Origin of the sequence: Paenibacillus vandeheii, from assembly GCF_030433635.1 — a bacterium.
In the GTDB taxonomy this organism is placed as follows: domain Bacteria; phylum Bacillota; class Bacilli; order Paenibacillales; family Paenibacillaceae; genus Paenibacillus; species Paenibacillus vandeheii.
In genome coordinates, this window is record NZ_JAROCD010000008.1 from 87,550 (window position 1) to 99,956 (window position 12,407).

The following is a 12,407-nucleotide window of genomic DNA, read 5'->3' on the forward strand; positions in this document are numbered from 1 at the left end:
CCTCCCTTCCTCTACTTCAGATTGAATTCCTTTCGCTTGAGTTCGATCTCATCGTTGATATACAGAACATAGTCTGACAAGGCCTCGCGCGGGTTCTCATTCGCGTTGACCACTTTGCGGAACGCATTGTCCAGGTGTCGGCCTGTAAAATATCCACCGGGAACTTGAGGAATGCCTTGCACCCACTCCCATTGCTTCTCCAGGTTTTGGTAATCCTTAACAGGCCAAGGCAGCTGCTCCAGTGCTTCGATATTGGCGGTCGGGTAACGAGCCGCCGCGCCCATAAGGCCCTCCATTTCCCTGCCGTATTCAATCTGAGTCTGCTTGTCAGTCCACCATTTCATGAACATCCAGGCAGCCTCCTTGTTTTGGGCATTCTCCAGCATCATGACCGCACTCGTGGCACTTGCCACCTCATGCCTTACGGACCCGTCCTCCAATTCCGTGCCAGGTACAATTGTGAAATCCCACAAATTGCGGATTTCGGGCGCCATAACAGTCAGCATGTTGTAGGTCGTGTAATCCGCAATTCCAATCGGCATCTCTCCGGTGCGGAAGCGGTTGGGGAAATCGGCTTTAAGCGGGAATTTGTAATTGGTATAGAATTGGGTCCACCGCTTGAAAGCGTCCATGGAAGTCTCTGAATCCAGCTCACTTGCCTTCTGATCTTTCGAATAAAATTTGCCATCGTTCTGATATAGCAGCATGGCGAAGGTTGCGTTCGGTATCATGTTGGCATTGTTCGTAGCATCTTCAATGGGCAGGTAAAACTCCATATTGTGTTTTTGCAATACCGAGATGGCATTATAAACGTCCTGCCATGTCTTGGGTGGCTCCAGGCCGAGTTCACTCAAAATATCCTTCCGATAGAACAACATTGGAAAATGCTGCTGCTCCGGTAGCGCATACACCCCGTTGTTGAATCGGTAAGGCGTCATTCCGCTTTCACGGAACCTTTCCGCAACCTCCTCAAAGTCCGGGAAGTCGCTCAGATCAGCCGCTGCATTTCGCATGGCATAATTGACGGGAATATCTTCACCCATCTGCATGGCTACATCGGGCCCTTCCCCAGCGAGTGTTGCAGGCAGCAGAATATTGGGTGGAACGAGACGCAGCTGGACTGAAATATCAGTTTCAGGAGTAAAGGAATCATCAATCAAGCCCTTTAGAACCTGAGCCTGATCGCGTCCGGTAGTAATCCACACCGTAATGGAATCCTTATTCTGCTCAATGTTGCCGATGCTGTCGTAATCCTCTGTATAGGAAGCGACGTAAGCACCCACTTCATGCTTCATCTGCTGCAAAAGGTTAGCTTCGGCATCCGGCAGCTCATGATTTGGTGAGGACACCAGAAGGTAATCCAGCGCTATAGGCTGTTCACGGACAGACAAAATCCATGTTCCCAGTCCACCCACATTGATCTTGAAGGTATCCAGACGTTTCGGAACCGTTTCCGGCCTTGCCGCCATATCCTCCAGTTGAACGACCATGGCGTGTAATACGGCTACCTTGTCACTCTGTTCACCGGTGGCCTTCTCCAAGTAATCCGCAACTGAATGTAGAATGTCGGCCTGCCGCTTGAAAACCTCCGTCATCTCAGGAATGCGCTGTTCCAACTGATAATCCCTGAGCGGATCAGGCTTGTTGGATGTAATCATCAGTATTTTGCGATACATCTCATTTAGCTCCAGCACGCTGGATTCCACCGTGCGCAGTAGTGGAGCAATATCACCCAGCGTAACGGTCATTCGCAAATGGTGCGTTCCTTTTTTCAAAGGAAACAGATAAGGTTCACTTTCACTCGTGCCCAGAATCCGTGTCTGCCAATCAGGGCTGTAGTTGAACCGAATACGCTCCATTTCCTTGAATGGGACTTTACCGTCAATCATCAAATTTCGTGTGGCATACACACCGCGAAGCTGGTCCTGCTTCACTTTGAGTGCAATCTGGTACAGGCCATCCTCAGGTACGTCTATTTCCCATTCGATCCATTCCCCAGGAAGCTTCCAGTTGAGGCCTCCAATGGCGTTAACACGAATTTTGGATACATCATAGGGTTCGAGAGACGGACTTGAGCGATCCGATATCGGAGCAAGGGTTGGTGAGGATTTATTCACCGCATGCTCTCCCTGTACCTTGAGCAGAACAGAATCGGCTGGCTTCAAGCCTGATGTTTCATATGTGGCCTGAAGCTCAGCGTACGTTGGAATGCTCTCTTCCTGATATAGTTCGATATAATCGATCGCCATGCTTTCGCGCAGCGAGGTAAGCGACAGCTTCTGATTGCCCTTTTCAAAATAAAACTGATAAGGCTCCTCGAAATAACCGGCGCTGTCTTTGAAGGAGGCAAGCTGCCATGCTGGTGTTTCGACCTGCCTCGGTCTGAGATCATTACCACGATCGTCCCTTCGTACCGTGTCCTCGCGATTTCCCCACACTCTGTCAAAAAGCAGCACATCCGCTCCCCTGAAAGGAACCTCCCCGTTCAGTTCCAGTTTCCGTTCAATCGCGGAGCTTTTGCCTGCCACTGGATAATAATGAATGCGAACATGGTATAGTCCACTGGCTTGAACGGGGGCTTCCCAACTGATGGTGCCGGATTCAGGGGTGATTACTGCCTTTCCATCCAGTCCGGCATATCCATCGATAATCTCGAAATTCCCATCCGCAGCCTGAATGAAAGATTCCGCTTCGATTCGTATGATCTGCTCAGGTTCATCTGCGTTGGAGTGAGTTGAGATGTAATGCTCATAGCTGCGGGAATCGGCTGTACCCGACACCGCCTCAAAATCTTCGCTTGCCTGAACGATGCCACGATTGTGATCTCGCGTAGGGTACATGCTCAATAAGGAGAAGATCATGGCAAAGGCGAGCAGTAGGATCAGTCCTTTTTTCTTTCGTGACCGCATGTTCCAATATATCCCCCTTCCTTTCCACATCTTGCTAATGAAAGACGCTCATTGGTTTATGCAAATGACTCATTTGTATACCTCTTTGATAGCTGCCTGGAAGGGTGCCTTATATTTTTCAATAACGGTCGAAACGGAAACACCATCGACCAGCTCACCATTAAAATCCCAGAACGGCAGAGATGGGAACGTATTATGATCCAGCACCAGCATCCCCTCGGCCACGGTTTTGGCATTTTCAATATCGGCTTCGTCCGTCAGGTGAGTCTCCAGGGTGGACTGACTAGGGTAATCGTAAATGGAGTCAATCTCGTTGATTTTTTCCCAGATGTACATCAATTGTTCCGGATTTTCGACCGCTTTCGGAATCGTAAGTGCTTGATATTGCGATTCCCCAGAGTGGTAGGCGGTTGCACTTGGCCCTTTCGGGAATGGGAGGAAGCCGATATCATAATCCTGCATATCCGTCTTGATTCCTTCAATCTCGTACATGGCCCCGGAATACATCAATGTATTGCCTTGGCGGAAGAAGGTAGCCGGTTCCGTCCAGTCGCCGCCTTCGGAGGCTCTTCCAACTTGCTCCGTGGCCATTCTGGACACGAATTTCAAAGCTTCTATTGTTTTTGGATCTTCCAGATTTTGCTTGTCACCTTTGGTCAGCGAGGCTTCGTTGGAGTACAGCACGGGCTCAAGAAGCCCTCTTTGTGCCAATCCCCAGGTATCAAGTTTGCCATCGTTATTGCGATCCTTATTCGCCTTTTTGGCTACTTCAATGAACGTATCCCAGCTCCATTGATCTTCATCTACATATTCCTGTAGCGGCTTCATGCCCAGTTCCTGCATGAGTGTGCGATTATAGAAAATGCCACTTATGAATGAAGATTGGTCCTCCGTGAAGCCATATCCCCGACCTTCATACTGCATGTATTCGTTCGTTGTTTTCTGGTTAAACACTTTATCGTTTTTGGTATACTCATCCACTGGCCATAACAAGTCTTGCTTCGTCAGTGCGGGAATTGCGTAGCTTTTGCCCAGCCGTACAATATCACCAAGCGGTTCTCCCGCCATCAGGGAAGCTACAACCTTTTCCTGGTACTCACCAAAATCAATCGAAATGTATTCGATATCAAAGTTATGCTTTTTCTTCAGCGCCTCCAGGTTCTCCATTCGCTGAATGTTGTCCGGATTGCTATCGGTCATTTCCATATCCCACCAGGCAACGACCTTGATCGTTCTTCCCCCCATGTCAAAATCCATTTCTGGTGTAGAATTCTCATTCTTTGGTTCTGTTTCAGTTGTGGCCTGCTCCTCCTGCGGCACCTTTGTTTCCGGTTCGGTCTGAGCGGTGGAGCCGGAATTGCATGCACTCATCACCAGCATGGCTGTGAGAACCAGACTCATCAGCATGAGCATTTTTCTTTTCATTGTTGTCCCCCCTGAATGTGGTTTTTCGGTTTGCCATCAAAGTGTAGCCTTCAATTGAAAGCGCAAACAACCCGTGAAAATAAAGGTGTTTACCCTGTCAAACTATAGGTTTTGGCAATTTGAATCCAAATGGAAGCCATTCCATATGTAATTGGTAAATAAATGCTCCCTCAGCAAACAAATGCACATTGTATGCGCTTTCTTTGTTTCCCATAATGAAATTAAGACATCTGTCATTCAGCTTTCGAGGTGCTGGGGAGTCGGTTTATATCAATTGAAAGCGAGGGATTGCTCTTGCATAACATTCTGCTTGTGGATTTCAGTCGTTATGTGTTCGGGGAATTGCATCAGCTGCTGCGTCGCAGCAACTCCGAATATGTTATTGGAGAACGAGTTGTTTGTGCCCGTACTGCGTTATCGGCATTGTCCGACCAGCAATTTGATGTGGTGCTCGTGAGCACTGGAGGATACGCTGCTGCAGGTTTATGGGTATGTCACCATATTCGAAAGATAAGCGAGATTCCCATTCTTATTATGGGAGGCAATGATCATTTCAAGCTTGTCCGCAAAGCGTTAGCCTATCAAGTAAGCGATTATCTGCCTGGCCAACTCAACCGATCAGCCCTACTCCAGAGTCTTAACAGGCTCCAGGCCAGGCTTGAGCCGGCACAACCCAAGCAAAATCTGTACTCCTTAAGGTCGATCATTCAACTTGAGGGTAAACCGGTGCATTCCGCTCAGGTGATCCAGAAGATCAAAGCTTATGTCCTCGATCATCTCAGTGGTGACATCACATTGAAGAAAATCTCCGATATGGTTCATTTTAACTGCGCATACCTTGGGCAGAAATTCAAATTGGAAGAGAGCATATCCTTCAATGATTACCTGCTTCAGCAACGAATGGAAAAAGCCAAATTACTGCTGACGACCACCGATTTGCGGATTTATGAAATTGCATCGGAGGTAGGGTATACAGATACGGACTGGTTTTATAAAAAATTCAGAGCGTACTCAGGTGTGAGTCCCAATGCCTACCGGAAACAACAAACATTCACCGCGTAGTTTTGAAGCTTTGCCTTGAACATCAAATAAACCAAAAAAAAGAGGAGTAAGGCCACAGGTCAATCGAACCGGCGGTCTTACTCCTCTTCATATTCTCTTCTCTTTAACGCACCAATAAAGATTCTCTGAATTCCTGAGGTGTCATACCTGTGCCCTTTTTGAAAAAGCGAGTGAAGGAATGAGCTGACTCATAGCCGACCTGCAGCGCAACCTCCCGAACCATGAGATCGGCATTTCGAAGCAGATCCTTTGCCCGCCGAATTCGCAGCTCATCAATGAATTCGGAGAGGTTGATTCCCATTTCCTGTTTGAAGAAACGGGACAGATACGATGGATTGAAATGATAGAGTTCGGCCAGTCTTACAAGGGAAAGGTCTTCTTCCAGATGGTCCGTAACGTAAGTACACAGGGAATGAATTACGGCATTTGCCCGCTCCTGTTCATTCGAGCTCTTGAAACGCACCAGTTGGTCGGCTGCCTGATACAGAAACTGCACTGCATCCTTCATACAAGTATACTCGTTGAGATGTAAAAGCCTGCGCTGATCAGGTATATCCTGATGCAGACCCCAGCGATTGATGGTTGAATACAGATGCAGCGCCAGATTATAGTAGGTTTCCATGGCCCTCTCCATGGTGACATCCTGATGAATCAGTTCATTGGCCAACGCCTCAAATACTTCGTAAAATTGCTGGATTCTCCCTGTCTCCAAATACCCTGACATCACTTCGATTCTGTTGCTGACTCGCGTGAGCTCCCTCTGTCCCTGATGCGGAAGAACCTCATCGTAATCCCGAAGCACCATGGATATGCCATCGCCAATCTTCATCCAGTGTAGTTGTCTCAACCTCTCGTATTGTCGGGGAATTTCGGACCAGTGACAGCTATTTCCAGCCAATGCAAAGGCCATGGATATGCCAAGTGAAGTCATGCATGCCTCCTGCGCCCATTCCAATGTACCCTCCAGATACCGGACAAGGGAACTGCCTGGTTCGATTTCCGTCTGCTTGGGCTGTATAAGCCACACCATATCCCCGTAATGGTCCAGTACGCTAATATGAATCGTCTGCTCCTCCATCAGGGAGGAACCAATCATTCGGGCAGATGTCTGAATCCGAGCGCGTTCGGCATGCGAGAGTTTATCCCTGTAATTCATTCGGCCAAGCACAATATAAACGGGAGAAGCAGCATGCAGCCCAATACCCCACTGATCCAATTGATTCTGGATTTCAATTGTTGGGCCTGCATATGCAGTGCCATTCTGCAATAGATTCCGCAGATATTCTTCCTGCTGGAACACTGCCAGCTGATAAGTAGCCTCGTATGATTTCTCCAATAGCTCGTGCATGTGCTGGCTCTGCCGAATCTCCTCCACCACCTCTTCCACTACAGCCAAAACCTTGTCATAACCTTCCGTTTTGAGCAAATAACGGACATTCTGCATCTGAAAAGCCTGGTAAGCATAGTTAAAGTCGCTGTAACCCGTTAGGAAAATAACGCGGCAGTGTGACCAATAGGCCTGAACCTGCTCTGTTAGCTCAAGACCGTTCATGCCCGGCATGCGAATGTCAGTTAAAACGATATCAATTCTTGAGCGTTCCATCCAGGCTAATGCCTCACTCGCTGAGTAGGCTCTGCATACGTCAAGACGATCCGGCATATGTCTTGCAAAGGTCTCATAAAGAGCGTCCGTAATAATTTCCTCATCATCCACAATCAAAAGTCGATACATCCGCCTTCCCTTCCTTCCATATGAATTCGGATTGTGACCTTTAATCCCGATAGTTCACTTCTCGTCAAAAACAGGCCGCTTTCTTCCCCGTATGTCAGCACCAGGCGTCGATGAATATTCATCAAACCCGTCACTTCATCCGAGTCACTTTTTTCAAGCAAACGGTGTTGAAGCGCCTCAATTTGGTGGTCCTCCAATTCATGCGCATTGTCTTCCACACTAATCTCAGCGATATTATCCTTGATGTCAAAGCGGACTCGAAGCATGCCCTGAGAAGTCATTTTTTCCAGACTGTGCTCATAAGCATTCTCGATAATGGGCTGTATGATCAATCGGGGAACACAAATGCGCTCCATCGCCGATGGCATATCTCCGAAGTCTGCCTGTATACGTCTGGAAAACCGCAGCTTCTGGATTTCGGTGTATGTACGTGAATGAGCTGCCTCTTCTTCCAGCCTGACCTGATCGGTTTCGTTTCGGGTAATAAATCTGAAATATTCGCCAAGCATGTTGGTGAATTGTTCGATGCGCTCCGTATCTCCTGTTCTTGCAAGTGAATTGAGAATAAAAAAGCTGTTATATAAAAAATGGGGATTAATCTGGGACTGGAGCTGCTTCAATTCGGCACGCTGCATCATCATTGTTTTTTTGAAATCCCGATCAATTAGCAACTGAAGCTTTTCGAGCATCTGATTAAACCGGATATACAGGAAGCCAAACTCATCCTTACGCTTATGCACAATAGGGATGTCCAGAACCCCGGTCTCCATTTTCTTAAATCTCTTGACCAGCAGAAGCAGAGGAATGTGGATGAGCCTATAGCCTGAATAGAGGAAGGCCGTTATCGCCACAAACGATGTAATCGCAAACAGCCATGCCCAGTGATAGAACTTGCTTAATGGTCTTTTCACACTCTCTTCCGGCAAATACGTCGCTACAGACAAGCCAAGAGGTTCCAACCGGCTCTGACTGACATAATAGCGTGTGCCTTCCACCCTCACCTGAAATGCACCATGGTCGCCTTTAATGATGTGGTCACGATAAGCAGTAAGAATAAAATCACGCTGCGAAAGGTCTGTAATGATATGTCCCGTTTTCTCCTCCATCAGAAACGAACCGCTCTCCGGATACAGGTTAAGCTGGGTCAGTGCATTTTGAAATTGTTCCGTGTCTAACTCGACCTGGACTACGAATAGCGGAGCCTCTCCTTTTTTACCGCTCAACCTTGCGGCACTCAGGTTCATTTCACCTTCTTTTACCATAAAACGAGTTCCTTTTCCCTGCACGCCTGAGCTGAAATAGTTATAGGAATCACTGTTGTAATCATCAATTCCATGCGTGGCGGAGATGCTTTTACCAATCGCGCGAATATGCACATGAACGTTCTTGATGTAAACACTGCTATTCTTAAACGTGGCAAGGCGTTCGGACAGATAATTCAATGTATCTCGGCGATCTACCTGATCCATCATCTCCCATAGAATGGCAAGCCTGTTAAGCTTCCTGTCTTCCACAATGTCAAACTGCTGCAGCTCCATCCATTCTATCTCCCGATTCAATTCTTCGAGATAACGGACAAGTCGCCTTTCCGTTGACGACGATATTTCCTGGCTGGCATTGTCATAACTCCAGTTGTACAAATACATTCCCAGGAGAATAAGTGGAAGAACAAACATCAGATACGTCAAGATCAGCCGGGCGAAGATGCTGCTGCGCCATGATTGGGCGGGGAATTTAATCAACTCATCCCCTCCAGCGTTTGAATTACCTGTTTGCATGATGGAACCCCAGAGAAACGATTCATTGCTCCCGTGACGTTTTTGAAATGTACCACGCATTAACCTCCGTCGTGATCTGATCTCCACCTAACTTGCGCCAATTGTCCACAAACTGATCGAACTCCTCAATGGGTCTGCCAAGAATAATATTCAGGTAGGCTTCAAGCTGGAGATCATTCAGTATCATTTGCCGGTCGACCATCGTATCTGTAATTCCACCCGTGAACTGATCGTACAGAAGCTGTCCGTTCCTTTCATAGCCATCCGCTATGCTGAACGCTCCAGAAGGTCCGTAGGTCTGATTCCATCCCCAACCGCTCTCCACGTCTTCTTTTATATAAGCTTCAATTCTCTTCTGAATGGCAAATGCTTCTTCCTGTAAAACCGACAAATCTCCGGAGCGGCTTGCTTCCTGAATTTGACGATAGGCATCCAGGTTTTTGGTTCCCGGAAACGGGGTGACCGGGGAGAGCATCCACACGGCTTTGGAATCGTCATTGTAGTATGTTTCGTACTGTGCCTGCTCGCCCCAGTTCGTCTCCAAATGCAAATTCATGAGCTCCATAATGACCTCTGGATGAGCATAATCTTTTCTAACGGCGAAATACTGCCATGCATTGGGGCGAAGGGGTACTTTGGCCATTTTTCCGGATTCCGCTGTGATGGGAAAAGCCTGCCATTCGGCTGTTGGATCATTCTCCCGACTCGACTGAATCATAAAAGGAGTCCATTGTTCTCCATAAAGCATGCCAATATTTCCGTTCTGGATCAGGCGTGCTTCATTCGTTCCTTTTTTATAGCTGAAGTCGGGGTCAAGCTGGCCCTCCAGGTACATGTTTTGCAGGACTTGCAGCGCTTTGCGGACTTCGGGTTGTATACCGCCGTAAACGAGCTTGCCATCCGCATCCTTAATCCAAATATTCGGATATGCATCATACCCGGCCATCAAGCCGGCAGCTCCCATGACCGGGTCCCACAAATGATTCGTTAAGGCAAGTCCGTACGTATCCTGTTGGCCGTTACCGTCGGGGTCTTTCTCTGTAAACGCTTTCGAAATATGAAGCACGTCTTCCATAGTTTCAGGAGGATGAAGCTGCAGGCGTTCAAGCCAATCCGTTCTGATCCACAAGTACTGGGCTGTTTCAATGGATGATGCTGTCTCAGGTATGGCCATCAGCTTGCCTTCAATGGTTGCCACGTCAAATGGCCCGCTTCCTTCTGCCTCCAATATGCTCTTCGTAAGCGGAGAGGCATAGGTTTGGTATACCTCGGACAGATCCTGAATCAGCCCTGCATTGCTCAACTGTCTTAACTGGTACGGATTCACTCTTACGATGTCAGGAATACGACCGGCAGCAAGAGAGACACCCAGCTTCTGTCCGTATACGTCTCCTCTGGCGATCCAATCATATTGCAACTTAATCCCGAGCTTCTGTTCATACAAACGGGTCCAGCGATTGTCCAACAATGTCTCTCCGGGCAGCTGGCTGATCATTCGGTCCAGATCGTCCCCTGCTTCTCTGACAAAGGATACCTGTATCGGAGAACTGTATTTTCTCAAATTCGTATTATTTATGGCAACCTGTGTGTCCATTTCAATCATGCCCTGTTCCGAATATCCACGTGTATGTCCTGTTGGTATGCATGCGCTGAGCAATAGAATCACGACCAATTTTGTTTTGGTTAACACAGTGATACGCATATGATGGATGCACCCCCATTCGGCTAAAAATAAATGTTTTAATTTCCTGATGTTGGAACTTGTTCTCATTGTACATGAAATAGCCTCAGCTGAAGCAGAAACAAATAATATATTAGTAAAGAAGCCGCCAGTTGGGCGACTTCCATTTCCATTTAATTCTGTTCATCCTGGAGCATCACCTGATATTCAAAATTCGAAAAATCAGCTGTCCCCCCGATCATTTTCGTCGAATATAGGAACAATCCGATCCTGCATCCCATAAAATGATCCAATTTATAAATCATCTTGTGAGTGATCCCAAGCGGCTTCCACTCCGCTCCTTCCAGATAGAAGAAGGTGCACTCGTCCTGATTGTCCACGAAATTCCCAATGGCCTTGAGCTTAACTTCTGTGTCCCCTATGGGGATTCTTGCATATTCGGTTGCTGGCTCCGCATCAATCAGATTACCGAAGATGGTTGAATCTTCACTTCTTCTTGCCTGCATGACCAGGTATAAACGACCTTCATTCCTCGTAAGTGCAATCAAACCATAGGTGCCAATTAAAAAACACAGACCTGCAAAATCACCGTCCTTCAGCCTGCTTCCATCCAGTGTAACAATCGCTTCACATACGGGTCCCATGGCGCGCTGCGTCAGTGTATTCACGGCAAACGTCAGGTTGGGACGAATATCGCCGGATTGAATTCGATATACTCCCGGTTTGTCAGTTACAGACCAGAGGTCGTCGTTTGGGGTATGATTCCATTGCCAAAAATCGTTCAGGCGTACCTGTCCGTCATCGCCGGTTTCATAATGAAAAGAGTCGCTCCCAACCAGAGGTTTATATACATAATCTGGTCTTGTGCTCGGAATCAGGATTTGCTTCGGCGCTTGCTTGGCAAACACCGGAATATTGTTCTCGAAGTGCAGCGGGACAAGCACAGGAATGCGCCCGATGGCACCATGATCCTGAAACAGCATGGCATACCAGTCTCCATGCGGTGTATCCACGATTCCTCCCTGGGCTACCCCTGCATTGAAGTAGCTCATGTCGTCATTAAATACTTCACCGCCAACAAACTCATTTTCCAACGAATCGGCCATATAGCAGGCCTGTGTTCTTCTGCCAGAAGATTTGGAAATATGGATTAGAAACACGTAATATTGGCCGTTGATTTTGTAGAAGTGGGCACCTTCATATCCAAGGAAATAAGGCTGCCTGTCTTTTGCGATCATGCGCTGTACTCCGCCGGGTTCGGGACCGGATAGATCGGAACTCAGCTCTGTCAAATAAATCTCCGCATTGCCATGAATCAGGTAAACTCGATCATCATCGTCAAAAAACAGCGAGCAATCATGATAAAAGCCTTCCACATCACGCTTGGTCCAGGGTCCGGTTATAGTTTCAGCGGTGTATAGGTAAGTCTTATGGGTATCATTGGCAACAAAGATGACGTAGAACGTATCCTTGTGATGTCGAAGCGAGGCAGCCCACATGCCTTTGCCGTAAATATACTTGCCTTCTTCCAAACACTGGGCGGTTGTGTCATCAAGTCTATCAAACACATGAGCAGCGGTTTCCCACTGAATCAAGTCATAAGATCGCAGGATGACACAGCCCGGCATCATATGCATTGTTGTACTGACCATATAATAGATGTCATCAACACGAATCACATCCAGATCCGGATAATCGGCCCAAATAATCGGGTTTGCGTACATCATGCTCTTTCTCCCCTTTATTGATCATTTCAAAGACACACCTAACGATAGAGCAATAAACATTTAATGATTTCCCAACGGTTTTCCCTTAAAATT

7 protein-coding genes are annotated in these 12,407 nt (G+C 47.4%); 1 reads left to right on the plus strand and 6 read right to left on the minus strand.

Annotated features, from left to right (window positions below):
* Positions 1 to 11 precede the first annotated feature (11 nt).
* Positions 12 to 2,909 carry an extracellular solute-binding protein gene (locus P5G61_RS17010; protein ID WP_301247613.1) on the minus strand — a complete coding sequence of 966 codons (2,898 nt, stop codon included), beginning with the start codon at positions 2,907 to 2,909 and terminating at the stop codon, positions 12 to 14.
* Between the two features lie 69 nt (positions 2,910 to 2,978).
* A complete protein-coding gene (locus P5G61_RS17015; RefSeq protein ID WP_301247614.1) occupies positions 2,979 to 4,334 on the minus strand; it encodes an extracellular solute-binding protein in 1,356 nt (451 codons plus the stop codon).
* 294 nt (positions 4,335 to 4,628) lie between these two features.
* Between P5G61_RS17015 and P5G61_RS17020 the strand changes: the two genes are divergently transcribed.
* Positions 4,629 to 5,396 carry a response regulator gene (locus P5G61_RS17020; RefSeq protein WP_301247615.1) on the plus strand — a complete coding sequence of 256 codons (768 nt, stop codon included), beginning with the start codon at positions 4,629 to 4,631 and terminating at the stop codon, positions 5,394 to 5,396.
* Positions 5,397 to 5,499: 103 nt separating this feature from the next.
* Here P5G61_RS17020 and P5G61_RS17025 read toward each other — a convergent pair whose 3' ends face one another.
* The 4 genes from P5G61_RS17025 to P5G61_RS17040 all read right to left on the minus strand — a co-directional run bounded on the left by P5G61_RS17025 (position 5,500) and on the right by P5G61_RS17040 (position 12,314).
* Positions 5,500 to 7,128 carry a response regulator gene (locus P5G61_RS17025; RefSeq protein ID WP_301247616.1) on the minus strand — a complete coding sequence of 543 codons (1,629 nt, stop codon included), beginning with the start codon at positions 7,126 to 7,128 and terminating at the stop codon, positions 5,500 to 5,502.
* Positions 7,113 to 8,870 (minus strand): sensor histidine kinase, encoded by a 1,758-nt coding sequence (locus P5G61_RS17030; protein WP_301247617.1) that lies wholly within the window; start codon positions 8,868 to 8,870, stop codon positions 7,113 to 7,115. Before P5G61_RS17030 ends, P5G61_RS17025 begins: the two co-directional genes overlap by 16 nt.
* Before the next feature lie 58 nt (positions 8,871 to 8,928).
* A complete protein-coding gene (locus P5G61_RS17035) occupies positions 8,929 to 10,608 on the minus strand; it encodes an extracellular solute-binding protein (RefSeq protein ID WP_301247618.1) in 1,680 nt (559 codons plus the stop codon).
* A 152-nt stretch (positions 10,609 to 10,760) separates the two neighbouring features.
* The gene (locus P5G61_RS17040; protein ID WP_301247619.1) at positions 10,761 to 12,314 is read right to left on the minus strand and encodes a glycoside hydrolase family 43 protein; all 1,554 of its coding nucleotides are present in this window, start codon (positions 12,312 to 12,314) and stop codon (positions 10,761 to 10,763) included.
* Positions 12,315 to 12,407: the final 93 nt, after the last annotated feature.

Bases quoted from the DNA above. Each gene is read 5' to 3' on its own strand.
- P5G61_RS17040 (WP_301247619.1), bottom strand. From the start codon at position 12,314: ATGATGTACGCAAACCCGATTATTTGGGCCGATTATCCGGATCTGGAT.
- P5G61_RS17015 (WP_301247614.1), bottom strand. From the start codon at position 4,334: ATGAAAAGAAAAATGCTCATGCTGATGAGTCTGGTTCTCACAGCCATG.
- P5G61_RS17035 (WP_301247618.1), bottom strand. From the start codon at position 10,608: ATGCGTATCACTGTGTTAACCAAAACAAAATTGGTCGTGATTCTATTG.
- P5G61_RS17025 (WP_301247616.1), bottom strand. From the start codon at position 7,128: ATGTATCGACTTTTGATTGTGGATGATGAGGAAATTATTACGGACGCT.
- P5G61_RS17010 (WP_301247613.1), bottom strand. From the start codon at position 2,909: ATGCGGTCACGAAAGAAAAAAGGACTGATCCTACTGCTCGCCTTTGCC.